This window comes from Pseudomonas sp. Soil_N_39 (assembly GCF_057655955.1).
Window position 1 is genome coordinate 45,159 of the sequence record NZ_JBDGLI010000016.1, and the last position, 23,822, is coordinate 68,980.

25 protein-coding genes are annotated in these 23,822 nt (G+C 61.5%); 14 read left to right on the forward strand and 11 right to left on the reverse strand.

The genetic code is table 11. The annotated features are described in order from the left end of the window. Window positions 1–85 precede the first annotated feature (85 nt). From hemA to AC3A5O_RS21585, 6 genes are all read left to right on the forward strand, one after another. Window positions 86–1,375: a glutamyl-tRNA reductase gene (hemA, locus tag AC3A5O_RS21560; protein ID WP_122564705.1), complete on the forward strand. Its 1,290-nt coding sequence runs from the start codon at window positions 86–88 to the stop codon at window positions 1,373–1,375. Next, window positions 1,372–2,454: a peptide chain release factor 1 gene (prfA, locus tag AC3A5O_RS21565; protein WP_060740653.1), complete on the forward strand. Its 1,083-nt coding sequence runs from the start codon at window positions 1,372–1,374 to the stop codon at window positions 2,452–2,454. The genes hemA and prfA overlap by 4 nt, the downstream gene beginning before the upstream one ends. A gap of 14 nt (window positions 2,455–2,468) precedes the next feature. Continuing rightward, window positions 2,469–3,299 carry a peptide chain release factor N(5)-glutamine methyltransferase gene (gene prmC / locus AC3A5O_RS21570; RefSeq protein ID WP_122564704.1) on the forward strand — a complete coding sequence of 277 codons (831 nt, stop codon included), beginning with the start codon at window positions 2,469–2,471 and terminating at the stop codon, window positions 3,297–3,299. Beyond that, entirely contained in the window at window positions 3,293–4,048 is a 756-nt protein-coding gene (locus AC3A5O_RS21575; protein WP_487753701.1) for a molybdopterin-synthase adenylyltransferase MoeB, read from the forward strand. Before prmC ends, AC3A5O_RS21575 begins: the two co-directional genes overlap by 7 nt. Continuing rightward, entirely contained in the window at window positions 4,041–4,832 is a 792-nt protein-coding gene (gene murI / locus AC3A5O_RS21580; protein WP_305482152.1) for a glutamate racemase, read from the forward strand. Before AC3A5O_RS21575 ends, murI begins: the two co-directional genes overlap by 8 nt. 114 nt (window positions 4,833–4,946) lie before the next feature. Beyond that, the gene (locus AC3A5O_RS21585) at window positions 4,947–5,465 is read left to right on the forward strand and encodes an acyloxyacyl hydrolase (RefSeq protein ID WP_122564702.1); all 519 of its coding nucleotides are present in this window, start codon (window positions 4,947–4,949) and stop codon (window positions 5,463–5,465) included. Window positions 5,466–5,596: 131 nt separating this feature from the next. Here AC3A5O_RS21585 and AC3A5O_RS21590 read toward each other — a convergent pair whose 3' ends face one another. From AC3A5O_RS21590 to AC3A5O_RS21615, 6 genes are all read right to left on the reverse strand, one after another. Beyond that, complete coding sequence (locus tag AC3A5O_RS21590; RefSeq protein WP_060740657.1) at window positions 5,597–5,902, reverse strand: YkgJ family cysteine cluster protein; 306 nt, start codon at window positions 5,900–5,902, stop codon at window positions 5,597–5,599. 27 nt (window positions 5,903–5,929) lie between these two features. Continuing rightward, entirely contained in the window at window positions 5,930–6,703 is a 774-nt protein-coding gene (locus AC3A5O_RS21595) for an SDR family NAD(P)-dependent oxidoreductase (RefSeq protein ID WP_487753702.1), read from the reverse strand. Between the two features lie 113 nt (window positions 6,704–6,816). Beyond that, window positions 6,817–8,277: a deoxyribodipyrimidine photo-lyase gene (gene phrB / locus AC3A5O_RS21600; RefSeq protein WP_487753718.1), complete on the reverse strand. Its 1,461-nt coding sequence runs from the start codon at window positions 8,275–8,277 to the stop codon at window positions 6,817–6,819. Window positions 8,278–8,289: 12 nt separating this feature from the next. Continuing rightward, window positions 8,290–9,237, reverse strand: coding sequence for a MerR family transcriptional regulator (locus tag AC3A5O_RS21605; protein WP_122564699.1), 948 nt, complete (start codon window positions 9,235–9,237; stop codon window positions 8,290–8,292). Next, a complete protein-coding gene (locus AC3A5O_RS21610) occupies window positions 9,237–10,199 on the reverse strand; it encodes a YbgA family protein (protein ID WP_487753703.1) in 963 nt (320 codons plus the stop codon). The genes AC3A5O_RS21605 and AC3A5O_RS21610 overlap by 1 nt, the downstream gene beginning before the upstream one ends. 175 nt (window positions 10,200–10,374) lie before the next feature. After that, window positions 10,375–11,361 (reverse strand): NAD(P)/FAD-dependent oxidoreductase, encoded by a 987-nt coding sequence (locus tag AC3A5O_RS21615; RefSeq protein WP_122564697.1) that lies wholly within the window; start codon window positions 11,359–11,361, stop codon window positions 10,375–10,377. Between the two features lie 196 nt (window positions 11,362–11,557). Between AC3A5O_RS21615 and AC3A5O_RS21620 the strand changes: the two genes are divergently transcribed. Both AC3A5O_RS21620 and hemH read left to right on the forward strand, forming a co-directional pair. After that, on the forward strand, window positions 11,558–12,457 hold the full coding sequence (locus AC3A5O_RS21620) for a TIGR01777 family oxidoreductase (RefSeq protein ID WP_122564696.1): 900 nt from the start codon (window positions 11,558–11,560) through the stop codon (window positions 12,455–12,457). A 13-nt stretch (window positions 12,458–12,470) separates the two neighbouring features. Then, window positions 12,471–13,496: a ferrochelatase gene (gene hemH, locus AC3A5O_RS21625; RefSeq protein WP_487753704.1), complete on the forward strand. Its 1,026-nt coding sequence runs from the start codon at window positions 12,471–12,473 to the stop codon at window positions 13,494–13,496. 142 nt (window positions 13,497–13,638) lie between these two features. Here hemH and AC3A5O_RS21630 read toward each other — a convergent pair whose 3' ends face one another. Together AC3A5O_RS21630 and upp are read right to left on the reverse strand one after the other, a co-directional pair. Beyond that, entirely contained in the window at window positions 13,639–14,913 is a 1,275-nt protein-coding gene (locus AC3A5O_RS21630) for a uracil-xanthine permease family protein (RefSeq protein WP_207280930.1), read from the reverse strand. A 2-nt stretch (window positions 14,914–14,915) separates the two neighbouring features. Next, window positions 14,916–15,554, reverse strand: a complete 639-nt coding sequence (gene upp / locus AC3A5O_RS21635) for a uracil phosphoribosyltransferase (RefSeq protein WP_003185330.1) — start codon at window positions 15,552–15,554, stop codon at window positions 14,916–14,918. 176 nt (window positions 15,555–15,730) lie between these two features. On the opposite strand from upp, the gene AC3A5O_RS21640 reads away from it, so the two are divergent. Together AC3A5O_RS21640 and AC3A5O_RS21645 are read left to right on the forward strand one after the other, a co-directional pair. After that, window positions 15,731–16,288 (forward strand): hypoxanthine-guanine phosphoribosyltransferase, encoded by a 558-nt coding sequence (locus AC3A5O_RS21640; RefSeq protein WP_053125250.1) that lies wholly within the window; start codon window positions 15,731–15,733, stop codon window positions 16,286–16,288. 3 nt (window positions 16,289–16,291) lie between these two features. Then, on the forward strand, window positions 16,292–16,765 hold the full coding sequence (locus tag AC3A5O_RS21645; RefSeq protein WP_122564693.1) for a WbuC family cupin fold metalloprotein: 474 nt from the start codon (window positions 16,292–16,294) through the stop codon (window positions 16,763–16,765). Window positions 16,766–16,924: 159 nt separating this feature from the next. On the opposite strand, the gene dauA is transcribed toward AC3A5O_RS21645, so the two are convergent. Further along, window positions 16,925–18,667: a C4-dicarboxylic acid transporter DauA gene (dauA, locus tag AC3A5O_RS21650; protein WP_122564692.1), complete on the reverse strand. Its 1,743-nt coding sequence runs from the start codon at window positions 18,665–18,667 to the stop codon at window positions 16,925–16,927. 329 nt (window positions 18,668–18,996) lie between these two features. Between dauA and AC3A5O_RS21655 the strand changes: the two genes are divergently transcribed. From AC3A5O_RS21655 to AC3A5O_RS21665, 3 genes are all read left to right on the forward strand, one after another. Then, the gene (locus tag AC3A5O_RS21655) at window positions 18,997–19,482 is read left to right on the forward strand and encodes a hypothetical protein (RefSeq protein WP_487753705.1); all 486 of its coding nucleotides are present in this window, start codon (window positions 18,997–18,999) and stop codon (window positions 19,480–19,482) included. 61 nt (window positions 19,483–19,543) lie between these two features. Beyond that, a complete protein-coding gene (locus AC3A5O_RS21660; RefSeq protein WP_122564690.1) occupies window positions 19,544–19,831 on the forward strand; it encodes a PA4642 family protein in 288 nt (95 codons plus the stop codon). A 193-nt stretch (window positions 19,832–20,024) separates the two neighbouring features. Next, complete coding sequence (locus AC3A5O_RS21665) at window positions 20,025–20,486, forward strand: hypothetical protein (RefSeq protein ID WP_305468446.1); 462 nt, start codon at window positions 20,025–20,027, stop codon at window positions 20,484–20,486. 62 nt (window positions 20,487–20,548) lie between these two features. Here AC3A5O_RS21665 and mqo read toward each other — a convergent pair whose 3' ends face one another. Next, window positions 20,549–22,054, reverse strand: a complete 1,506-nt coding sequence (mqo, locus tag AC3A5O_RS21670; RefSeq protein WP_122564688.1) for a malate dehydrogenase (quinone) — start codon at window positions 22,052–22,054, stop codon at window positions 20,549–20,551. Between the two features lie 738 nt (window positions 22,055–22,792). Beyond that, window positions 22,793–23,026 (reverse strand): hypothetical protein, encoded by a 234-nt coding sequence (locus AC3A5O_RS21675; protein ID WP_014340171.1) that lies wholly within the window; start codon window positions 23,024–23,026, stop codon window positions 22,793–22,795. Window positions 23,027–23,231: 205 nt separating this feature from the next. On the opposite strand from AC3A5O_RS21675, the gene AC3A5O_RS21680 reads away from it, so the two are divergent. Then, complete coding sequence (locus AC3A5O_RS21680) at window positions 23,232–23,816, forward strand: YajG family lipoprotein (RefSeq protein WP_106270605.1); 585 nt, start codon at window positions 23,232–23,234, stop codon at window positions 23,814–23,816. Window positions 23,817–23,822 lie beyond the last annotated feature (6 nt).

Sequence of the window (23,822 nt, forward strand, 5' to 3'; positions counted from 1 at the left end):
GCAGAGGCGATAGAGATCGAGTGGTTGTTCTGAATCTGACGAAGTAGGACAATTGCCGGCTTCACGTCACCATCAGCGACCTTGAATGGCCTTCCTTGCACTTGGTATTAACCACAAGACTGCTTCAGTAGACGTCCGCGAGCGCGTGGCCTTTACGCCTGAGCAGCTGGTTGAGGCCCTGCAGCAGCTCTGCCGACTCACCGACAGCCGCGAAGCTGCGATCCTCTCCACCTGCAATCGCAGTGAGCTTTATATAGAACAGGATCACGTTTCGGCCGATTCAGTGCTGCGCTGGCTGGCCGAATATCACAACTTGAGCCTTGAAGAGCTGCACGCCAGTGCCTATGTGCACGAAGACGATGCGGCCGTTCGTCACATGATGCGCGTCGCCTCGGGGCTCGATTCGCTGGTGCTGGGCGAGCCGCAGATTCTCGGCCAGATGAAGTCGGCCTACGCCGTGGCCCGCGAGGCCGGCACCGTCGGCCCGCTGCTGGGGCGCTTGTTCCAGGCCACATTCAATGCCGCCAAGCAGGTGCGCACCGACACCGCCATTGGCGAGAACCCGGTGTCCGTGGCGTTCGCCGCCGTCAGCCTGGCGAAACAGATCTTCAGTGATTTGCAACGCAGCCAGGCGCTGTTGATCGGCGCCGGCGAGACCATCACCCTGGTCGCTCGCCACCTCCACGACCTGGGTGTGAAACGCATTGTCGTCGCCAACCGGACCCTGGAGCGGGCCAGCACCCTGGCCGAACAGTTCGGTGCCCATGCGGTGCTGCTGTCGGACATCCCCGCCGAGCTGGTACATAGCGACATCGTCATCAGTTCCACCGCCAGCCAGTTGCCGATCCTCGGCAAGGGCGCCGTGGAAAGTGCCCTGAAGCTGCGCAAGCACAAGCCGATTTTCATGGTGGACATTGCCGTCCCCCGCGACATCGAGCCGGAAGTCGGCGAGTTGGACGACGTTTATCTCTATAGCGTCGACGACCTGCACGAGGTAGTGGCCGAGAACCTCAAGAGCCGGCAGGGCGCGGCCCAGGCGGCGGAAGAGATGATCAGCGTCGGCGCCGAGGACTTCATGGTGCGCCTGCGCGAGCTGGCGGCGGTGGATGTGCTCAAGGCGTATCGTCAACAGAGCGAACGTCTGCGGGACGAGGAGCTGCAAAAGGCCCAGCGCCTGTTGGCCAACGGCGGAAGTGCCGAAGAGGTGCTGGTGCAACTGGCCCGCGGCCTGACCAACAAGTTGCTCCACGCCCCCAGTGTCCAGCTCAAGAAGCTGACCGCCGAGGGCCGCCTCGATGCGCTGGCCATGGCCCAGGAACTCTTTGCCCTCGGTGAGGGCTCACCGGATAGCTTTTCGGATAAAAAACCGCAATGAAAGCGTCACTGCTCAACAAACTGGACATCCTCCAGGACCGTTTCGAAGAACTGACCGCCTTGCTGGGCGATGGCGAGGTCATTGCCGACCAGAACAAATTCCGTACCTATTCCAAGGAATACGCGGAAGTCGAGCCGATTGTCGCCACCTATAAACAGCTGCTTAAAGTGCAGGGCGACCTCGAAGGCGCCCAGGCGCTGCTCAAGGACAGCGACCCGGACATGCGCGAAATGGCCGTGGAGGAAGTGCGCGAAGCCAAGGAACAGTTGCTCGAACTGGAAAGCAACCTGCAACGCATGCTGCTGCCCAAGGATCCGAATGACGGGCGCAACGTGTTCCTTGAGATCCGTGCCGGCACCGGCGGCGACGAGGCGGCGATTTTTTCCGGCGACCTGTTCCGTATGTATTCGCGTTATGCCGAGCGTCGCGGCTGGCGGGTGGAGATCCTGTCGGAGAACGAAGGCGAACACGGCGGTTATAAAGAAGTCATCGCCCGGGTCGAAGGCGACAATGTCTACGGCAAGCTGAAGTTCGAGTCCGGCGCCCACCGCGTGCAACGCGTGCCGGCCACCGAATCCCAGGGGCGTATCCATACCTCGGCCTGCACCGTGGCGGTATTGCCCGAGCCGGACGAGCAGGAAGCCATCGAGATCAACCCGGCGGACCTGCGGGTCGACACGTACCGTTCCTCTGGCGCGGGCGGCCAGCACGTCAATAAGACTGACTCGGCGATCCGCATCACGCACTTGCCCTCGGGCATCGTGGTCGAGTGCCAGGAAGAGCGTTCCCAGCACAAGAACCGCGCGCGGGCCATGGCCTGGTTGTCGGCCAAGCTCAACGACCAGCAGACCAGCGCCGCCGCCAATGCCATCGCCAGCGAACGCAAATTGCTGGTGGGCTCGGGCGATCGTTCCGAGCGGATCCGTACCTACAACTTCGCCCAGGGCCGGGTCACCGACCATCGCGTCAACCTGACCCTGTATTCCCTGGATGAGATCCTTGCCGGTGGTGTCGATGCGGTGATCGAGCCGTTGCTGGCCGAATACCAGGCCGACCAGTTGGCGGCGATTGGCGAGTAAGCACAGGTGAATGAATGACCATTATCGCCAGTCTGTTACGCGCCGCCGAGCTACCGGATTCGCCCACGCCACGGCTGGATGTCGAGTTGTTGCTGGCCGCTGCCCTGGGCAAGTCCCGCAGCTTCCTGCACACCTGGCCTGAGCGGATCGTGCCCAGCGAGGCGGCGTTGCTGTTCTCCGAATACCTGCGGCGTCGTCGCTCCGGCGAGCCGGTGGCCTACATCCTCGGGCAACAGGGTTTCTGGAAGCTCGACCTGGAGGTCGCGCCCCACACGCTGATCCCGCGTCCCGACACCGAGCTGCTGGTGGAAACCGCACTGGCCTTGCTGCCGGCCACTCCGGCCCGGGTCCTGGATCTGGGCACCGGCAGTGGCGCGATTGCCTTGGCATTGGCCAGTGAGCGCCCGGCCTGGAACGTCACGGCGGTCGACCGGGTGCTGGAGGCCGTGGCCCTGGCCGAACGCAATCGCCAGCGCCTGGACCTGCGCAACGTCACGGTATTGAGCAGCCACTGGTTCAGCGCTTTGGAAGGCGAGCGTTTCCAGTTGATCATCAGCAACCCGCCCTACATCGCCGCCAGCGATCCGCACCTGGCCGAGGGCGACGTGCGTTTCGAGCCGGCCAGTGCCTTGGTGGCCGGGCCGGATGGGCTCGATGATCTACGCCAGATCGTGGCCCAGGCGCCGGCACACCTGGAACCGGGTGGCTGGCTGATGCTCGAGCACGGTTACGATCAGGCCGAAGCGGTGCGCGATTTGCTGAGCGCCCAGGGGTTTGTTGAAGTCCACAGCCGCAAGGACCTGGGGGGCCATGAGCGCATCAGCCTGGGGTGCCTGCCGTGCTGAACGATCAGGAGCTGTTGCGCTACAGTCGGCAGATTCTGTTGCAGCATGTCGACATCGACGGCCAATTGCGCCTCAAGCAAAGCCGCGTGTTGATCATCGGCCTCGGCGGGCTCGGTGCCCCGGTGGCGTTGTACCTGGCCGCTGCCGGCGTGGGTGAGCTGCACCTGGCGGATTTCGACAGCGTCGATTTGACCAACCTGCAACGCCAGGTCATTCACGACACCGACAGCGTCGGCCTGAGCAAGGTCGATTCGGCGATGCGGCGCCTGGGGGCGATCAACCCCGAGGTTCGGCTGGTGCCTCACCGGGTGGCCATGGACGAAGACAGCCTGGCCGCTGCGGTCGCGGTGGTGGATGTGGTGCTCGATTGCTCGGACAATTTCTCGACCCGCGAGGCGGTGAACGCGGCCTGTGTCGCAGCGGGTAAGCCGTTGGTCAGCGGCGCGGCGATTCGCCTGGAAGGGCAGTTGTCGGTGTTCGATCCGCGCCGTCCTGAAAGCCCTTGCTACCACTGCCTCTACGGCCACGGCAGCGAAGCCGAACTGACCTGCAGCGAAGCCGGTGTGGTCGGGCCGCTGGTGGGATTGGTGGGCAGCTTGCAAGCTCTTGAAGCCTTGAAGTTGCTGGTCGGTTTCGGTGAGCCGCTGGTGGGGCGTCTGCTGTTGATCGATGCCTTGGGCACGCGATTCCGTGAGTTGCGGGTCAAGCGTGATCCAGGTTGCAGCGTCTGTGGTGGTCAACATGAGTGAAGCGCCGGTCGGTGTGCTCGACTCGGGGGTCGGCGGGCTGTCGGTGCTGGGGGAGATCCGTCGGCTGCTGCCCAATGAATCGCTGTTGTACGTGGCTGACTGTGGGCATATTCCCTACGGCGAGAAGACTCCGGAATACATCCGACAACGTTGCGCGATCATTGCCGACTTTCTCCTGGGCCAAGGCGCCAAGGCCTTGGTCGTCGCCTGTAACACCGCAACGGTCGCTGCCGTTGCCGACCTGCGCCGTGATTTCCCCCATTGGCCCATCGTCGGCATGGAGCCGGCGGTCAAGCCCGCAGCCGCCGCGACCCGTAGCGGTATCGTCGGCGTACTGGCCACCACCGGCACCTTGCAGAGCGCCAAGTTCGCCGCGTTGCTCGACCGTTTCGCCACCGATGTGCGGGTCATCACGCAACCGTGTCCTGGGCTGGTGGAGCTGATCGAAGCGGGTGATCTGCACAACCCGGCCTTGCATCAATTGCTGCAGCATTACGTCGACCCCTTGCTGGCGGCCGGCTGCGATACGCTGATCCTGGGTTGCACGCACTATCCGTTCCTCAAGCCATTGCTCGCGAGGATGATTCCTGAACACATCAGCCTCATCGACACGGGGGCCGCGGTGGCCCGGCAACTTCAACGCCTGTTGATTGAGCGCGGGCTGTTGGCTGAAGGACCGGCCAGTGAAACGCACTTCTGGACCAGCGCAGACCCGATGCATCTAAGAAAAATCCTACCAACCCTATGGCATTCGTCTGGCGTTGTGCGAAGCTTCGATCTGTAAAAAAAACGTGAAAATTATGTAAATCGTGCTGAACTTCTGTTTTAGCGCGGATTTCTATAGCTTCGAGTGTTTGTAACAAAATCAACTAAGTCTGTTCGGAAAAGGATGTTTCTAATGAAGCGCTTATTCTGCTTTGCCGCGTTTGCGGCTGCGTTGTTGGGGCACACTTACACTGCGCAAGCAGCGGGTGTGGAATTTGGGGTGGGCCAGACCAGCGACTCGACCATGACCTATCGTCTGGGCATGCAGTTCGACTGGGACAAGAGCTGGCTGCAAAGTGACGTCGGTCGCCTGACCGGCTACTGGAGCGGTGCCTATACCTATTGGGACGGGGACGAGACATCCAGCAACCACAGCCTGTCGTTCTCGCCTGTGTTTGTGTATGAATTTTCCGGGCAGAACGTGAAGCCTTACATTGAGGCGGGTATCGGTGTAGCACTGTTCGCCAATACCGAAGTGGAAAGCAACAAGTTGGGAACGGCCTTCCAGTTCGAGGATCGCATCGGGTTTGGCCTGCGCTTCAATGGTGGACATGAAGTGGGCATTCGCGCCACTCACTACTCCAACGCCGGTATCAAGTCGACCAACGACGGTGTGGAAAGCTACGCGCTGCACTACACGATGCCGCTATAACATCTGAGCAACAATTGTGGGAGCGAGCTTGCTCGCGATAGTGATAGACCAGCCACCCTGAAGTTGTCTGACCTACCGCTATCGCGAGCAAGCTCGCTCCCACAGTAAATCAGGTCTGTCAGATCATTCTTTTAGCGATACGCCGTCGCAATTCCCTGGCGCTCTTCCAGGCATTCCGGCGCGCCCATCTCGAACTCGCGACAGATCAGCGGGCGCTTTTCGTAGATGGTGCACATCATGCTGTCGCGATCCAAGGCCGCGCACCAACCGTCGTCGAGCCGCAGCATCACTTCCCCACCCCAATCGTCCGTGTCGATAAAACGCTCCGGGACCCCAGTGTCGGTGATCAGCATCACTTCCAACTGGCAGCAGCACGCCGCGCACGTCGAACAGGTGACGGCCGGTGCCGGGATTTCATGGAGGGGGATGGTTTTCATGGCGCGCAGTGTAAGGCAATCGGCGGCTCAGGGGCGTCCCTTGATCGGATAGCCGTTTTTCGCCTGGCATGAGTCGATGTCGGCCGGCAGGGCTTCGGCGGATGAAGGCAAGGGCCACAGGGCGGGCATGAACGCGATGGGGAGTGCGACTTCTCGGGGGCGTTCGACCAAGTGATTCAACACATGCCGCGCAGCTTCTTCTGGCGACCAGTGGGCCGGGAATGGGAAACAATCGTCGGGCCCCAGAGATGGGTCGTCGTAGCCAGGGTGCACCAATGTCACATCAACGCCCGCAGACGTCAGCTCTGTCCGAGCCGATTCGAACAGATGGCGCATCCCGCTTCCACCCGCTTCGATTTTCGAGGGCGGCAGAAAAGTCGCCGGGCTGGCAATACCCACCAGATGAGGTTGGGTCCCGGCGCGCAACAAGGGTATGGCCACTTCGATGCAGAAGCTGGCGGCCAGCAGGTTGCTGCGCACGATATGCTCGATCAATGTCTGGTCGGTAGGTTGTCCGTCAACGTACTCAGCCGTTCCGGCATTGAGAATCACCTGATCCAGGGCACCCCATTGTCGAGAGATTTGCTCGCCGATTTCGCGCACGACCTGGCTGTCGGTCAAATTGCCGGGCACGGTCAGCACTCGTCCTGGATAACGTGTCGAAAGGGTTTCGCACGCTTGAGCCGAGCGCGAACTGACGGCCAGGTAGGCACCTGTCTCGAGTATCGCTTCAGCCAACGAAGCGCCGACTCCATTGCCAGCCCCGGTGAGCCAATAGCGCCGTGGCAGTCTTAGACCCATTCCATACTCCTTTCGATTGCGCGGCGCCCTGAGACACAGCCTTCAGTAGGCGCGGCACGATTAGTAAGACTATATGTTATCGGGTAAATATTGCATCCTGCGGCCCGGCAAATTCATGTTCGCTGATCGCCCACCCCTTCAACCGCGGCGTCCTGTCGCACCGGCAGGTTTCTGAACGCTGCCAGCGCCCGCGCCCTGGACTCGCGCAAGTCGACGATCGGTGCCGGATAATCCATGGCGCCAAACAAGCCGCCTGGGGTATTTGGCCTATGGACCTGTTGCCCAGTCAGATCGTTCAGTTCCGGTAGCCAGTACTTGATGAATAGTCCCTCGCGGTCAAATTTTTCCGACTGGCTCAACGGGTTGAAGATGCGGAACCAAGGCGCTGAGTCGGTGCCGGTGGAGGCGCTCCACTGCCAGCCGCCATTATTGGCGGCCAGGTCGCCGTCGATCAGGTGCTGCATGAAAAAACGCTCGCCTTCACGCCAATCGATCAGCAGGTTCTTGGTCAGGAACATGGCGACTACCATCCGCAAACGGTTGTGCATCCAGCCGGTTTCCAGCAATTGGCGCATGGCCGCATCGATAATCGGCAGGCCAGTGCGCGCCTGTTTCCAGGCCTCCAGTTCTGCGGGGGCTTTGCGCCACGCCAGCGCCTCGGTCTCCGGGCGGAACGCGCGGTGGCGCGACACACGTGGATAGCCCACGAGAATGTGTTTATAGAACTCCCGCCAGAGCAATTCATTGATCCAGGTCACAGCGCCGGCACTTCCACTCTCGAATTCACCCCGGTTGGCTTGCAGTGCGGCATGCAGGCACTGACGTGGCGACACCACCCCGGCTACCAGATAGGCCGAGAGCTGGCTGGTGCCGGGCCGGGCGGGGAAGTCCCGTTCGTGCTGGTAATCGTCGAGGTGTTGGTCGACAAAGCTGTCCAGACGCCGTCGGGCTTCGGTTTCCCCGGCGGGCCAGAGGGCGCGCAGTGCTTCACGGGGCGGGGCGAATCCATCGACTTGCGTCGGCACAGTATCGCGGGCAATGCCCGTGGGAGCCTGCCGGGGCGGCGTGGCGACCAGGCTCGGCAATGAAAAGTGCAGACGGTTGTAGCAGACTTTGCGGAACTGGCTGAACACTTGGAAATAGTTGCCGGTCTTGGTCAGCACGCTGCCAGGCTTGAACAGCAGTTGGTCGAGATGACTGCGAAACTCAATGCCCTGGTCATTCAACGCGCGGGCGACCTCGGCGTCGCGTTGCGTTTCATTCACGCCGTACTCTTCATTGACATGCACGGCACTGATGTTCAGTTCGCGACACAGCTTGAGCAGCACGGACGGCGCCTGGTGCCAATGCGCTGACTCGCGGATCAAGAGCGGGATGTTCAATTCATCCAGGGCCGCGCTCAACGCGCCGAGGTTGCGCAGCCAGAAATCGATCTTGCACGGTGCGTCGTCATGGACGCGCCACTGCTCGGGGCTGGTCAGGTACACCGCTGCGCATGGCCCTCGGGCTGCGGCAGCCGCCAGGGCGGTGTTGTCGTGCAGGCGCAAGTCGCTGCGCAACCAGATCAGTTGCAGGCTGTTTTTCATTTAAAGGAGTTCTCTGCGGCTCAGTTCGCGGTGAGCCGATAGCGGGTCTTCGGCCCAGGACAGGTCAATCTTCGCAACGCCTGTGGATAACCGGGCCTGGTGGATCGACGCGGCCGGGCCGGCAATGATGATCGGGCAATCGATACCGCTGAGCAGCCTGGGCAGTTGGGACAGATTGAGGGCGTGATTGGAATACAACAGGACGCCACGGGCCTTGAGGCGTTCGACTGCCAGGGCCAGTTCGCCCGCCGGTAGCGGGCTGTCGAACACTTCCACCGGACAATCGGCGCTGCTGACCAGCCAGGCGGTGAGCCACAAATGCGGCTCCTGGGGCAAGTCCGAATGATTGACCAACAAAAGTGGCGCGCCGCGCACCTGACGGTTGTTGTGGTAGATCCGGCTGCCGAACTTGCTGCGCAGCCACGAGTACAGGAAAACCTGTTCCAGTTGCGCGCCGAACTGGCCTTGCCAGCGCAGGTGCAGTTCGGCCAGCAGCGGCAGGAGCAATTGTTCGCACACGGTCCAGGGTGGATACAGCGCCATCGCCTGGTTGACCAGGTCATCGATCTGACGTTCGGCCAGTTGCGTCACCGCCAGCGCCAGGGCGTGACGCTGACGCTGCCAATCGTTCTCCGGTGGCTGTGTGGGCTCCATCGGCAGCGGCGGTATGTCCAGCAACGGCTTGATCTTGCTCACCGCAACGCCACGATCGATCCAGGTGAGGATATTCCGGATCCGTTGCACATGGTCGGCGTTGAACAAGCGGTGGCCCTTGGGCGTGCGGTGCGGCACGATCAGGCCGTACCGGCGCTCCCAGGCCCGCAGCGTGACGGCGTTGACACCGGTCTGCCGAGCGACTTCGCGGATGGGCAACCAGCCTTGCGCCAAGGCCTTGGCAAAGTCGGCTCCCAGGTCTTCGCGGGCGCTGGCATCGGGGTCGTGGTTCATTAAATAGCGTTTCGCAAGCTGAGGTTTTCCGGGTGCGGTTGCAGGTAGACCTGCTGCGCCAGGTAAGGATCGGGGTGCTGGCGCAGGTGATGCTTGAGCAAGGTCAGCGGTACCACCAAGGGCACGATGCCGAGGCGGTATTGCCCGATGAGGTGCTGCACCTCCTGTTTGTCCTCGGCGTCGATGTCGCGCTTGAGGTACCCGCTCAGGTGTTGCAGCACATTGGTGTGGGTACGGCGGGTGGCGCATTTCTTCAAGGCGGCCATCAATGCACTGAAATAGCGTGGGCCCAGCTCATTGGCATCGGCCTTGCCCATGGTGCCCAGCAGTTTGCCCAGGGCCTTGTACTGCTCCGGGTTGTGCGCCATCAGCAGGTATTTGTAGCGCGAGTGGAATTCGATCAGGTCGCGCCGGGTCAGGCCCTGGCGGCGCAAGGGTTGCCAGGCGGCATAGGCAAACACCCGGGTCAGGAAGTTCTCCCGCAGCACCGGGTCGTTGAGGCGGCCGTCTTCCTCCACCGGCAGATCGGGATGGCGTTCACAAAAGGCCTGGGCATAGATGCCGCGCCCGCCGCCGTCCTGGGTCACGCCGTTGTGGTCGTAGACCTTGACCCGCTCCAGTCCGCAGGATGGCGATTTCTGCATAAAGATGTAGCCGCAGATGTCATCCAGTTCACCAGCCATTTGCCGGCCGTAGTCGGCCAGCGGTCGGGTCACGTCGAGGTCGCGATTCACCGTGCCGAGTGCCTCGGGGTGTTCGGGGTCGCCCACCAGGCGGATCGGTTCCCGGGGAATACCCAAGCCAATGGCGACTTCGGGGCACACCGGCACGAAGTCGAAATATTCGATGAGGGTGCGGCTGCACAACGGCGATTGCTTGTGCCCGCCGTTGAAGCGAACTTCAGCACCCATCAGGCAGGCGCTGATGGCGATCTTGGGTTTGGCGATGGCGGCACTGTGCATGGGCGACCTCTGATGGCTTAATCTTGTACATATTTATATTTCTGTACAATATTTTCATCATAGGCTCGAACGTACGCAAGTCAACCGGATTCAGAGAGGGCTGGGCGACATCAGTGGGTGTCGCAGGCAGGCTGCTGTCTCTTTCGACAGCAGCGAAGAGCGAGGGGGACGCGATCTACTGCAGGCTTGCGTGCAGGCGACGTGCAGCTTCCTGGCCGCTGAGCCATGCACCTTCGACCCGGCCGGACAGGCACCAGTCGCCGCACACATACAGGCCGAGGTCGGCATCGGCCAGCGCTCCCCATTCGTGGCTGCCGGCGGGGCGGGCGTAGAGCCAGCGATGGGCCACGCTGAAGCTCGGTGCGGGCATCGCGCTGTGCAGCAGTTCGGCGAAGGCACCGTGCAGGTGTTCGATCACGGCTTCCTTGGACAGGTCGATATGCTGCCGGCTCCAGTCGCTGGTGGCGTGCAGTACCCAGGTGTCGAGCTTGCTGTCGCGTCCCGGTTTGCTGCGGTTGCGCGCCAGCCAGTCCAGGGGGCTGTCTTGTACGAAGCAGCCTTCCATGGGGGTGTCCAGTGGTGTTTCGAAGGCCAGGGCCACGGCCCAGGTCGGGTCCATTTTCACGCCGGCGGCCACGGCGGCCAGTTTCGGTACGGCGGCCAGCAATGCGGTGGCCTGGGGAGCGGGCGTGGCGATCACCACTTGGCCGAAGGGGCCGTGGGTGAAACCTTCCGCATCCTGCAAATGCCAGTGCTCCTGGCCGCGGTACACCTCGGTGATCCGGCAGGAAAACTGCACTTGCAGCTTGTCGAGCAAGGCGCGGGTGATAGCGCTCATGCGTGGGGTGCCGACCCAGCGGGTCTGTTCGTCCGGCGATGGGCTCAGTTGTCCATTCTGGAAATGGTAGAGCTGCGGGTTCCATTCCGCGGCCCAGCCGTTGGCTTGCCAGCGCTGGACCTCCGTGACAAAGCGGCGATCGCGGGCAGTGAAGTACTGTGCGCCCATGTCCAGCGCGCCGGCGTCGCTGCGCTTGCTCGACATGCGTCCGCCACTGCCATGGCTTTTATCGAAGAGTTGAACGATATGCCCGGCCTCCGTCAGGGCCTGAGCGGCTGAAAGTCCGGCGATGCCGGTGCCGATGATTGCGATAGGTACAGTCATGAGGGCCTCGTTTACCTTTCTGTACAGACTACGCCGTCGTTTAAACCTGTACAATTCGGGTTTTTGGTATAAGTTTTACCGTTCGCGTTTGGACAGGTTGTCCTATTGTTAAACACAGACCCTGTCCGATACGAAAAATCCCTGCTTATAAAAATAGACTAATGGGCCGGGTAAAACGCGATGCGAGGAACATCTCATGCACATATTGCTGACCGGCGGTACTGGTTTGATCGGACGTCAGCTCTGCCGCCTCTGGTTGCAGCAGGGACATCGCCTGACGGTATGGAGTCGCCGCCCCGAAGAGGTGGCGAAAATCTGCGGGGCACCGGTGCGGGGCGTGGCCCGGCTCGACGAAATTGACGAGCCGGTGGACGCGGTGGTCAACCTCGCCGGCGCGCCCATCGCCGACCGCCCCTGGAGCCATAAACGCAAGATGTTGTTGTGGAGCAGTCGCATCACGTTGACGGAAGTTTTGCTGGCGTGGTTGGAGCGTTGCGAGCAGAAACCGCAGGTGTTGATTTCCGGTTCCGCGGTGGGCTGGTACGGCGACGGTGGCGAACGTGAGTTGACCGAGGAATCGGGACCGGTGAGCGAAGATTTCGCCAGCCAGTTGTGCATCGCCTGGGAAGAAACCGCGCAACGGGCCGAGGCCATGGGGCTGCGCGTGGTGCTGGTGCGTACCGGTCTGGTCCTGTCTGCAGAGGGCGGCTTTTTGTCGCGGCTGCTGTTGCCCTTCAAACTGGCGCTGGGCGGGCGTATCGGCAATGGTCGGCAGTGGATGCCGTGGGTTCACATTGACGATCAAATCGCCCTGATTGATTTTCTTCTGCACCGCACCGATGCCAGCGGTCCCTATAATGCGTGCGCGCCGAACCCGGTGCGCAACCGCGATTTTGCCAAGGCCCTGGGGCGCGTATTGCATCGGCCGGCCGTGGTGCCGATGCCGGAGCTTGCGCTGAAGGTCACGCTGGGGGAATTGTCCTTGCTGTTGCTCGGCGGCCAGCGCGCCACGCCAGCCCGATTGCAGGCGGCGGGTTTCACATTCCGCTTCACTGATTTGCCTGCGGCCCTGGAAGACTTGTCCAGCCGCCTTTGAAATAGGACGTTGCATGACCGATCACGCGTTGCTTCTGGTGAATCTGGGTTCGCCTGCCTCCACCTCAGTGGCCGATGTGCGCCGCTACCTCAATCAATTTCTGATGGACCCGTATGTCATCGACCTGCCCTGGCCGGTGCGGCGTCTGCTGGTATCGCTGATCCTGATCAAACGTCCCGAGCAGTCGGCCCATGCTTACGCCTCGATCTGGTGGGACGAGGGTTCGCCGCTGGTGGTGCTCGGTCGCCGGCTGCAGCAGGCCATGACCGCGCAGTGGACCCAGGGCCCGGTTGAGCTGGCGATGCGTTATGGCGAGCCGTCCATTGAGTCGGCACTGGTGCGACTGGCGAGCCAGGGGCACAAGAAGATCACGTTGGCGCCGTTGTACCCGCAGTTCGCCGACAGCACCGTGACCACGGTGATCGAGGAGGCCAAGCGGGTCGTACGGGAAAAGAAACTCAATGTGCAGTTTTCGATTCTCCAGCCGTTCTACGATCAGCCCGAATACCTCGACGCCCTGGTGACCAGCGCCAAGCCGTACCTGATGCAAGAACACGATCATCTGTTGTTGAGTTTCCACGGTCTGCCGGAACGGCACCTGACCAAGCTCGACCCGACAGGGTTTCATTGCTTCAAGGATGCCGACTGCTGCAAGAACGCGCCGCCAGAGGTCATGGCGACCTGTTATCGCGCGCAATGCATCCGCACGGCCGAACTGTTCGCCCAACGCATGGGGCTGGGGGAGGGCAAATGGTCGGTGTCGTTCCAGTCGCGGTTGGGGCGGGCCAAGTGGATCGAACCCTACACCGAGGCGCGCCTGGAGGAACTGGCCAAAAGCGGCGTGAAGAAAGTGTTGGTGATGTGCCCGGCGTTCGTGGCCGACTGCATCGAAACCCTGGAAGAAATCGGTGATCGCGGCCGTGAGCAGTTCCGTGCGGCAGGGGGGGAGGAGTTGGTGCTGGTGCCTTGCCTCAATGATGGGTCGCAGTGGGCGCAGGCGTTGAGTACCCTCTGCGAACGGGCGCCGATCGCTTTGTAAAATTCAAGGGCCCCATCGCGAGCAAGCTCGCTCCCACATGGGATCTGCTGTGTACACAAATTGTGTGACCACTCGAGATCCACTGTGGGAGCGAGCTTGCTCGCGATAGCTATCTGGCTGACAACAAAATATCAAGCTGGGGTCAGATCAGCGGCTCATCCGCCTTCTTCTGCTTCCAGCCGTCATTGCCCGGCAGCAGCAGGTTCAGCGCGATCGCCACCACCGCGCACAGCGCGATGCCTTTGAGACCGAAATCGTCCGGGCCGGTGCCGGTGCCCACCAGCACACCGCCGATGCCGAACACCAACGTCACCGAAACGATCACCAGGTTGCGCGCCTCGCCCAAGTCGATCTTGTGGCGGATCAGTGTGTTCATGCCCACCGCCGCAATCGAACCGAACAACAGGCACAGGATCCCGCCCATCACCGGCACCGGGATGCTTTGCAGCAGCGCGCCGAACTTGCCGATGAACGCCAGGCTGATGGCAAAGATCGCCGCCCAGGTCATGATCTTCGGGTTGTAGTTCTTGGTCAGCATCACCGCGCCGGTCACTTCGGCATAGGTGGTGTTGGGCGGGCCGCCGAACAGGCCAGCGGCGGTGGTGGCGATGCCGTCACCGAGCAGGGTGCGGTGCAGGCCGGGTTTCTTCAGGTAGTCGCGACCGGTCACGCTGCCCACGGCGATCACGCCGCCGATGTGCTCGATGGCCGGCGCCAGGGCGACCGGCACGATGAACAGGATCGCCTGCCAGTTGAACTCCGGTGCGGTGAAGGCCGGCAGGGCGAACCATGGCGCGGCGGCGATCTTCGCGGTGTCCACGACCCCAAAGAAAAACGCCATGGCAAAGCCCACCAGCACGCCGGAAATGATCGGCACCAGGCGGAAAATGCCTTTGCCGAACACCGCGACGATCAGGGTGGTGAGCAAGGCCGGCATCGAAATCATCATCGCGGTCTGATAATGAATCAGCTCGGTGCCGTCGCCGGCCTTGCCCATCGCCATGTTGGCGGCAATCGGCGCCATGGCCAGGCCGATGGAAATGATCACCGGGCCGATGACCACAGGCGGCAGCAGCCGGTCGATGAACCCGGTGCCCTTGATCTTCACCGCCAGGCCCAGGAAGGTGTAGACGAAACCCGCCGCCATCACGCCGCCCATGGTCGCCGCCAGGCCGAACTGACCCTTGGCGAGGATGATCGGGGTGATGAAGGCAAAGCTCGAGGCCAGGAACACCGGCACCTGGCGTCCGGTGACGAGCTGGAACAGGATCGTCCCCAGGCCGGCGGTGAACAGCGCCACGTTAGGGTCCAGCCCGGTGATCAGCGGCATCAATACCAGCGCGCCGAAGGCGACGAACAGCATCTGCGCGCCGGACAGGACCTGGCGCCAGAGCGGATCGTTGAACTCATCCTGCATGCTCAAGCGTCCTTCTGCTTGGTGCCGAAGATCTTGTCGCCGGCATCGCCCAGGCCCGGGATGATGTAGCCATGCTCGTTGAGTTTCTGGTCGATGGACGCGGTGTAGATGGTCACGTCCGGGTGAGCGTCCTGCACGGCCTTGATGCCTTCGGGGGCGGCGACCAGCACCATGGCGCGGATGTCCCGGCAACCGGCCTTTTTCAACAGGTCGATGGTGGCGACCATGGAGCTGCCGGTAGCGAGCATCGGGTCGATGATCATCGCCAGGCGCTCGTCGATTTCCGGCACCAGTTTTTCCAGGTAGGTGTGCGCTTGCAGGGTCTGCTCGTTGCGAGCCACGCCCACCGCGCTGACCTTGGCCCCGGGGATCAGGCTCAGGACGCCTTCGAGCATGCCGATGCCGGCGCGCAGGATCGGCACCACGGTGATTTTCTTGCCGGCGATTTTCTCGACCTGGACCGTACCGGCCCAACCGTCAATTTCATAGGACTCCAGCGGCAGGTCCTTGGTGGCCTCGTAGGTGAGCAGGGCACCGACTTCCTGGGCCAGTTCACGGAAGTTTTTCGTGCTGATATCGGCGCGGCGCATCAGGCCGAGTTTGTGTCTGATCAGCGGGTGGCGGATCTCGAGGATGGGCATGGGGAAGGCTCCGGCGGCGGGCAAAAAAACCGGCCTAGATTAATCTATCCGAGGGTGTTGTCCTATAGACAATACAGAACGTTAGTCCACAAACGCTTGATCTGGCCTTGCTTGATGCGTACCTTTGCCGGCTTTTCCGAACCCGTCCCGCCCCTCAACTTCCCCTGGAGAGCGCCATGTCCGCTGATCTCGAGCATATCCGTCAAATCATGCGAGAGGCTGACTGCCTGTACACCGAAGCCGAAGTCGAAGCGGCCATCGCCCGTGTCGGTGCGCAAATCAATGAGCAACTGGCCGATGCCAATCCGGTGGTGTTCTGCGTCATGAACGGCGGGCTGATCTTCTCCGGCAAGCTGCTGACCTATCTGAACTTCCCCCTGGAAGCGTCCTACCTGCACGCGACGCGTTATCGCAACGAAACCAGCGGTGGCGACCTGTTCTGGAAAGCCAAGCCGGAAGTCTCGTTCATCGACCGCGACGTGCTGATCATCGACGACATCCTCGACGAAGGTCACACCCTGGGCGCGATCATCGACTTCTGCAAACACGCCGGCGCCCGCGCCGTGCACACCGCCGTGCTGATCGACAAGGACCATGACCGCAAGGCGCGGCCGGACTTGAAAGCCGATTTCGTCGGTCTGCCATGTATCGACCGCTACATCTTCGGCTACGGCATGGACTACAAAGGTTACTGGCGCAACGCCAACGGCATTTTCGCCGTCAAGGGCATGTAATCGATGACTCGGCCAAGCTTTCTGGACCACGCGTTGTTCGATGAATTGGCCGAGAAAGCCGCGGCCAGTCCTCGCGGACGACAGCACCATAACTTTCATGAAATGGATGAACCGTGCCACCGCATGGCGGTTGGCTTGCAGCCGTCCACCTACATCCCACCGCACCGCCACCTGAGCGCTGATAAGGCGGAAACCTTGCTGGTGCTCAAGGGGCGGCTGGGGGTGTTGATCTTCGACGAAACGGGTACGGTGGTGGATAAACGCATCCTGCAGGCCGGTGGCGATTGCCTCGGCGTCGACCTGCCGGCTGGCGTGTATCACGGGTTGGTGGTGCTGGAAGCCGACAGCCTGATGTTCGAATGCAAGGCCGGCCCTTACCGGCCCGTGGGCGAGGGCGAACTGGCCCACTGGGCGCCCCGTGAAGGCGAGGCCGGCGTGGCCGAGTACCACGCCTGGATGCGTGCCCAGTTCGACTGAACTGTAGCGAGGGGATTTATCCCCGCTGGGCTGCGAAGCAGCCCTAAAAACAGGCAACCCGGTATGTCAGGCTGATCGAGTCGATCGGTTTGGGTCGCTTCGCAACCCAGCGGGGATAAATCCCCTCGCCACATGAATCAGCTGCACCCTCACTACCGATCAAGCCAGTCTTGAATGAGCGGCGCTGCCGGCAGTGAGCCATTTTTCGCTCTTGACTCGCGCCTGCTCCAGGGTCTGCACATACGCCAATTGCCGCTGTTCGCGATGAATCCCGGCGCGGCGCAGTTTCAGGCGCACCCTGGGCGCGGTCGCGACCAGGATCAGGCCGATGCCGTGCTTGCGGTAATCCTTCAGGATATTTTCAAACGCGGCCAGCGCCGTCATGTCCAGCATCGGCACGGCGCTCATTTCCACGACCACCACCCGAACGCCCGGGTCGAACCGGCGCAGCACATCCAGGGCTTTTTCCGCCGCGCCAAAGAACAACGGTCCACGAATGGCGTAGCAGCGGACATGCTCGGGCATGTCCAGCAAGGCTTGGTGGAAGTGGCGCGGCAACTCGGCGCTGTCGGTCAGTTCGCTCATGCGCTTGATGAACAGCCCGGCGGCCAGCAGCAGGCCGACGGCGACGGCCAGGACCATGTCGAACAGCACCGTCAGGCCCAGGCAGGTCAGCAGCACCAGCACGTCGCTGCGCGGGGCGATGCGCAGGGTGTGCAGCACATGCCCGGCTTCGCTCATGTTCCAGGCAACCATCACCAGCAGCGCGGCCAGTGCGGCCATGGGCAAGTAGCTGAACAGCGGCGCCAGCAGCACAATCGCCACCAGCACCACGAGGCTGTGGATGATCGCGGCCAGTGGTGAAAAGGCGCCACTGCGCACATTGGTGGCGCTGCGGGCAATGGCGGCGGTGGCGGTGATGCCGCCGAACAGCGGCGCCACCAGATTACCCAGGCCCTGGCCCATCAGCTCGGCGTTGGGATCGTGCTTGCTGCCGGTCATGCCGTCCGCCACCACCGCGCACAACAGGGATTCGATGGCACCGAGCATGGCGATGGCAAAGGCGGGCGCCAGCAATTGGCGGATCAGGTCATAGGACAGGATCAGCGGATGCCCCTGGCTGTCCGGCAGGTTCCAGGGCCAGTCGAAGCTCGGTAAGAAGGGCGGGATGCCCGGATGAGCGACGCCATCGACGACGTAGCTGAAACGTTCGCCCAACGTCGCGATCGGCCATCCGCCGCGCTCCATCGCCAGCCCCAACAGTGTGCCCACCAGCAGGGCCACCAGATGCCCGGGCACCCGTGGCACCCAGCGTGGCCAGGCAATCAGCACCGCCAGGCACACGGCGCCGATCACTCCATCGCCGAGACGGGCACCGGGCAGCGCCACGATCAATTCACCCAGCTGTTCGATGTAGTGTTTGGCTTGGCCTGCGGTGGTCAGCCCCAGCAGATCCTTGAGTTGCAAAGTGGCGATGACCACGCCGATGCCCGCCGTGAAACCGAGGATGACCGGATAGGGAATGTACTGGATCAAGCGGCCGGCGCGTATCAGGCCCAGGGCGATCAGGATCAGGCCGGCGAGCATGGTGCACAGCAGCAGGCCGCCCAGGCCGTATTGTTGAGTGATGGGCAGCAGGATCACCACGAACGCAGCTGTCGGCCCGCTGACGTTGAAGCGCGAGCCGCCGGTGAGGGCGATCAGCGGCGCCGCCACCAACACCGTGTACAGGCCGTGCTGCGGCGGTACGCCGACGGCAATTGCCAGGGCCATGGCCAGGGGGATGGCGATAATGCCAACGGTCAGCCCGGCCACCAGATCGCCGCGCAGTCGTTCCAGGGTGTAGCCGGCACGCCAGGTTTGGCGCCAGGCGGCGAACAGCGGTGGGGCGGAGAAAGACATAAGTACTCCACACAAAATGAACGGGTGTTACACCTGGGCCTGCCGAGCACCGATCCCTGTGGCGAGGGAGCTTGCTCCCGCTCGGCGGCGCAGCCGTCGTAAAAAAGGTTGACGCAGTTTACTGGGGAATTGCAGCTGTCTGTTGTTGGGGCGGCTGCGCCAACCAGCGGGAGCAAGCTCCCTCGCCACAGAGGCATCGCCTGGCGGGTGTCAGCTCTGATGGCCCTTCGAGTATGCCGCGCCCGCTGTTCGGATGTATTGATCCGGATCGCTTATTTTTACCGTCCGGGCTCATGCTAGAGTGCCCGGCCAAGATTCTGGAGGTTGTCATGCGTGTATCGATCCGTCGCTGCGCCACTTCGCTGTTGATCGCCAGCCTGCCGTTGACGGCCGTGGCCGCGCCGATGCACAGCCAGTTCCTGCCGCCGGATGACCTGGTGGTGCGCCAGGAACAGCCGGAACAGCAGCAATTGCTGCAAGTGACCGAGTATTCGGTGGTGCTGGGTAACCAGCGCCAGTCCAACCAGCAACCGATCCCGGTCACTTCGCCCTTGCTGGTCCGCCTCAAGGGCAAGTCCTTGAACAAGGGGGCGAGCATCAGCCAGGTGATCCTCAACTTCGACGGCGAAAGCAAAAGCCTGAAGAAGCCAGTCTTCGATGAGGCGAGCAAGACCCTGACGCTGTCTTATCCACAGGCTCAGTACCGGGTGGTCATCGATCTGCTGCGCAACAACACCGTTTATGTGCAGTTCCTCACCTACGCCAACGGCCATATCTGGGCCGACCTGCACACCGGCGCCGAACGCCCGCGTTGAGCCCCGAGGCCTGGCGGGGGTAAACTGCCCGCCCCGTGAATTGTGCGAGTTGGAGCCGGCAATGCGTAAAGACAAGAAACAAGTGATTGGCGACGAGATTGGTGATGAGCAGATCAAGCTGTTCCTCAATTTCGAACCGGTCGATGCCACTTCGCCGTCGTTGCACAAATTGATCAAGGCCTACCGTGGCCTGCGGGTCGACGATTTCGAGCGCTTTTTGACGTTCTTCGTCGAGGCCGGCCATGACCTCAATGGCAAGGATGAACACGGCAACGATTTTGTTGCGCTGATCCAGGACCAGCGTAATGCCGAGGAATACATCGAGCTATTCAACAAGGCGCGCGGCTGAACACGTTGAAACCCTGTCAACGCTCTTCGGAGCGTTGAGCATTGCGCTTGACCGCAACTAATTTCTTCCTTTGAAAGTTGCTCCGAAAGGTTATGTCACCATTCGGGCGGTTTTGTTTTATTTGAATTTCCATTATTTTTGCGTCGAAGCCAATTGGCTTTAACGTCATTGTTTTAATGGAGCTGTATTTATCATGGAAGATCAAAAAAAGTGTATTGCCGGAGTGTTGTTGTCTCTGGCGGCGTGTCTGGCAAGTTCAGCTTCTTGTGCGCGGGATGACATTGTCAACGTCGAAATCTACAACGCAACCACCGCGCTCATCGTTCCCGGCAGCGATTTTACCTGGACGCAGAATCCGGCCAATGCGGGCCACAGCTTTTCGATAGGCCCGGGTGAGAGCCAGGAATTAACCTACTACTTGCCGCAATCGCGTGCCGAACGAGAGGCCTTCAGCTATACACAAGGCAGCCGCACTTGCTATTTCAGCTTTGGGCATGTCCCAAGGGCACCGGTCAGTGATGAAAGTGCAATGCTTTATCATCGCTGGGTCAAAGCGGAACCGGCGGGTGCCTGTGTCGCTGAATTGTTTTATGTTGAAGATGATGACGAGTATGTTCGTCACGGTGGAACGCGCATCAAATTCAGCATGAACTAACGACGCGGAAAATAAAAAGCCTCCCATTTGCATGGGAGGCTTTTTATATTGACTGCAAGGTATCAGGCGTAACTTTTAGCCTTGCTGTCCTCAACCAACTCCAACGCAATGTTGTTCTGCGCGTTGATCTTGCGATACAACGCCGCGTCGGTTTCCAGCACTTTTTCCCGGGCCGGGAAGATCTCTGCGAGCTTGTTGGCCCACTCGCCCTTGGCCTTGTCCGGGAAGCAGCGTTCGATCAGTTCCAGCATGATCGATACGGTCACCGAAGCACCCGGCGATGCGCCGAGCAGGGCGGCGAGGGTGCCGTCCTTGGCGGCCACCAGTTCGGTGCCGAACTGCAGGACGCCACCTTTCTTCGGGTCTTTCTTGATGATCTGCACCCGTTGGCCGGCCACTTCCAGACGCCAATCTTCGGCTTTCGCCTCGGGGTAGAAGCGACGCAGGGATTCCAGGCGCTGCTCCATGGACTGCATCACTTCGCTGATCAGGTACTTGGTCAGGTCCATGTTGTCCCGGGCCACGGCCAGCATCGGGCCGATGTTGCCGGCGCGTACCGACAGCGGCAGGTCCATGATCGAACCGTGCTTGAGGAACTTGGTGGTGAAACCGGCGTATGGCCCGAACAGCAGGGATTTCTTGCCATCGACCACGCGGGTGTCCAGGTGCGGTACCGACATGGGCGGCGAGCCTACGGCGGCCTGGCTGTAGACCTTGGCCTGGTGGTGCTTGACCACTTCCGGATTGTCGCAACGCAGCCACTGGCCGCTGACCGGGAAGCCACCGAAGCCCTTGCTTTCCTCGATGCCCGAGGCTTGCAGCAGCGGCAAGGCCGCGCCGCCGGCACCCAGGAACACGAACTTGGCGTCGACGTCGCGGGTGCTGCCGGAATTGACGTCCTTGATGCTCACGGTCCAGCCGCTGCCGTTGCGCTTGAGGCCGGTGACGCGCTTGCAGTATTTGACCTGGGTGTCCGGAGCGCTGGTCAGGTGCTTGAGCAACTGATTGGTCAGGGCGCCGAAGTTGACGTCGGTACCGTTCATGACGCGGGTGGCGGCGATGACTTCATCGTCCGGCCGGCCTGGCATCATCAACGGCATCCACTCGGCCATCTGGTCTTTGTCTTCGGTGTATTCCATGTCGGCGAAGGCGTGATGCTGGTGCATCAGCTCGAAGCGCTTCTTCAGGAACTCCACGCCTTTTTCGCCTTGCACGAAGCTCAGGTGTGGCACCGGGGCGATGAAGGACTTGGAGGAGCCGAACGTGCCTTTTTTGGTCAGGTACGTCCAGAACTGCTTCGACACTTCGAACTGGGTGTTGATGTGCACGGCTTTCTTGATGTCGACCGTGCCGTCGGCCGCCTGGGGCGTGTAGTTGAGCTCACACAGCCCGGCGTGGCCGGTGCCGGCGTTGTTCCACGGGTTGGAACTCTCCGCGGCACCGGAATCCATCAGCTCGACGACCTCCAGCGAGATCGCGGGGTCGAGCTCCTTGAGCAGCACGGCCAGGGTGGCACTCATGATGCCGGCCCCTACCAGAACTACATCGACTGCTTCGTTATGCGCCATTTAACGCGTCTCCAAAATCTGCAGCACCAAATTGTCGGCATAGCGGCCAGGAGTGGCGGGGCAGGTCAGTTGCGCCCCAGTTATCCATGGCCAGGATCGCCATGTCCGAATCTTCGCAATTTTTCGCACCTACTGCGGATGCATGCAGCCTGGCCTCAAGAGTCACATGAACTCATTTAAGCGCCGGGCGGGCAATTCGACTTATGGCCGAGACATCCGTTCGTGCAACCAAATCCGTAGCGGACAGGCTTCAGGCGCCGGTTCTTGAGCGATATCCGGTCCTGTGTCGTTGGGCTGTTCCAGACGCTAATGGTGCTTGTTCAGACGCAAAACTCTTCATTTGCTCGCCACACTCTCGTGAAGTTGTGAAAACCCGTTTTTTCACGCTCTTTTGAAGACGTGAACCTCAAAAAAGGGCTGTCCCAGCCTGGCACTGCGCCCGGTTTGGTTGCCCCCATGGAGTACATGACAGGCAAAACGGGCAGACAGCTCAGTGACCGAGCGTAATGACAGCTCTGCAGATTCGCGAAAAGTGGTGATTTGCCTGAGAGAACAGCAAGCGCGCCAGCTTCACTCGATCTGTGTGGGCGGCTCTCTGTGGGCGGTGCGGGGTGCCAATACCAGCGCATCAGCGGTGTTGCGAGGCCCGATCAGGAGACGTCCTTATAATCGGGGGGAGATTGTATCGAAGAAACGCAGGGAAATGGTCGTGTTTAATGACTTTTATTAGCCGTCCGGTCAGATGGTCAACAGTTGCCGGTTGCGTGCGCGGGCACGAAGCGGTTGCACGCGGGCGCTGGCAGGCAATGGCTGGTGCAACCAGTTGAGACGAATCTCGTCGATTTCCACCCAGCCTTCGCCCATGGGTTGCAGGCTGCACTGCTTGAAGGCCTGGCAACGGCCGTTGCGATCGAGCAGGGCGAAGCTGCGGTGATGAGGACGCGGGGTGAACAGGGAAATGAGGAAGCGCATGAGCGGATACCGGGTCAGGAAGCTTGGAGCAAGCCTGACAGCGAGGCATGACATGCCGGTGTAAGGACCGTGACAATGGGGTGACAGGAACCGGCAACCATGCCCCGTGTCAGACATTTCAGTATTCATCGTAAGGCGCTAGTTCACCGCGATGGCGCACCGCTATACTGCCGGCCTGTTTGTGCCCGATTCTGGAGAGAAGAGCATGTTGCAACGCCTGTTGTTCGGTTTGATCGCTGTGACCAGTCTGACCCTCGTCGGCTGCGCCCACAGCCCGCAACAACTTAACCCGGAGCCCAAGCTCAATGCCCAACTGGCGCCTGTGGGTCGTGGCCAGCCGGTGGTGGTGCGGGTCGTGGACGGTCGTCCGTCGCCGACGCTCGGCACCCGTGGCGGGCTGTATCCGGAAACCAGCGTGATCACGGTGCAGGGCGCGCAGATCCTGCCCAAGCTGCAGGCCCAGGCTGAAGCCGCGGTGCGTTTGCTGGGCTTCACGCCGACCGCCAATGCCTTGAATGCACCGCAACTGACCGTGACCCTGGCCGAGCTCAAGTATCAGTCGCCCAAGGAAGGCATGTACGTGACCGAAGCCACCATCGGCGCGACTTTCCGCTCCGATGTGCAGAACGCCAACCGCCGCTACAGCGGTCGTTACGGTGCGTCCCTGGACCAACGCTTCGGCATGGCGCCTAACCAGGACACCAACACCAAGCTGGTCAGCGACGTGTTGAGCGATGCCCTGACCCGGCTGTTCAAGGACCCGACCGTTGGCCAGGTGCTGGCTGAGTAAGCGTTA

What these genes read in the sequence shown, in the direction of transcription:
- hemA (WP_122564705.1), top strand. Translation starts at nt 86, where the DNA reads ATGGCCTTCCTTGCACTTGGTATTAACCACAAGACTGCTTCAGTAGAC.
- prfA (WP_060740653.1), top strand. Translation starts at nt 1,372, where the DNA reads ATGAAAGCGTCACTGCTCAACAAACTGGACATCCTCCAGGACCGTTTC.
- prmC (WP_122564704.1), top strand. Translation starts at nt 2,469, where the DNA reads ATGACCATTATCGCCAGTCTGTTACGCGCCGCCGAGCTACCGGATTCG.
- murI (WP_305482152.1), top strand. Translation starts at nt 4,041, where the DNA reads ATGAGTGAAGCGCCGGTCGGTGTGCTCGACTCGGGGGTCGGCGGGCTG.
- AC3A5O_RS21585 (WP_122564702.1), top strand. Translation starts at nt 4,947, where the DNA reads ATGAAGCGCTTATTCTGCTTTGCCGCGTTTGCGGCTGCGTTGTTGGGG.
- AC3A5O_RS21590 (WP_060740657.1), bottom strand. Translation starts at nt 5,902, where the DNA reads ATGAAAACCATCCCCCTCCATGAAATCCCGGCACCGGCCGTCACCTGT.
- AC3A5O_RS21595 (WP_487753702.1), bottom strand. Translation starts at nt 6,703, where the DNA reads ATGGGTCTAAGACTGCCACGGCGCTATTGGCTCACCGGGGCTGGCAAT.
- AC3A5O_RS21605 (WP_122564699.1), bottom strand. Translation starts at nt 9,237, where the DNA reads ATGAACCACGACCCCGATGCCAGCGCCCGCGAAGACCTGGGAGCCGAC.
- AC3A5O_RS21610 (WP_487753703.1), bottom strand. Translation starts at nt 10,199, where the DNA reads ATGCACAGTGCCGCCATCGCCAAACCCAAGATCGCCATCAGCGCCTGC.
- AC3A5O_RS21615 (WP_122564697.1), bottom strand. Translation starts at nt 11,361, where the DNA reads ATGACTGTACCTATCGCAATCATCGGCACCGGCATCGCCGGACTTTCA.
- AC3A5O_RS21620 (WP_122564696.1), top strand. Translation starts at nt 11,558, where the DNA reads ATGCACATATTGCTGACCGGCGGTACTGGTTTGATCGGACGTCAGCTC.
- hemH (WP_487753704.1), top strand. Translation starts at nt 12,471, where the DNA reads ATGACCGATCACGCGTTGCTTCTGGTGAATCTGGGTTCGCCTGCCTCC.
- AC3A5O_RS21630 (WP_207280930.1), bottom strand. Translation starts at nt 14,913, where the DNA reads ATGCAGGATGAGTTCAACGATCCGCTCTGGCGCCAGGTCCTGTCCGGC.
- upp (WP_003185330.1), bottom strand. Translation starts at nt 15,554, where the DNA reads ATGCCCATCCTCGAGATCCGCCACCCGCTGATCAGACACAAACTCGGC.
- AC3A5O_RS21640 (WP_053125250.1), top strand. Translation starts at nt 15,731, where the DNA reads ATGTCCGCTGATCTCGAGCATATCCGTCAAATCATGCGAGAGGCTGAC.
- AC3A5O_RS21645 (WP_122564693.1), top strand. Translation starts at nt 16,292, where the DNA reads ATGACTCGGCCAAGCTTTCTGGACCACGCGTTGTTCGATGAATTGGCC.
- dauA (WP_122564692.1), bottom strand. Translation starts at nt 18,667, where the DNA reads ATGTCTTTCTCCGCCCCACCGCTGTTCGCCGCCTGGCGCCAAACCTGG.
- AC3A5O_RS21655 (WP_487753705.1), top strand. Translation starts at nt 18,997, where the DNA reads ATGCGTGTATCGATCCGTCGCTGCGCCACTTCGCTGTTGATCGCCAGC.
- AC3A5O_RS21660 (WP_122564690.1), top strand. Translation starts at nt 19,544, where the DNA reads ATGCGTAAAGACAAGAAACAAGTGATTGGCGACGAGATTGGTGATGAG.
- AC3A5O_RS21665 (WP_305468446.1), top strand. Translation starts at nt 20,025, where the DNA reads ATGGAAGATCAAAAAAAGTGTATTGCCGGAGTGTTGTTGTCTCTGGCG.
- mqo (WP_122564688.1), bottom strand. Translation starts at nt 22,054, where the DNA reads ATGGCGCATAACGAAGCAGTCGATGTAGTTCTGGTAGGGGCCGGCATC.
- AC3A5O_RS21675 (WP_014340171.1), bottom strand. Translation starts at nt 23,026, where the DNA reads ATGCGCTTCCTCATTTCCCTGTTCACCCCGCGTCCTCATCACCGCAGC.
- AC3A5O_RS21680 (WP_106270605.1), top strand. Translation starts at nt 23,232, where the DNA reads ATGTTGCAACGCCTGTTGTTCGGTTTGATCGCTGTGACCAGTCTGACC.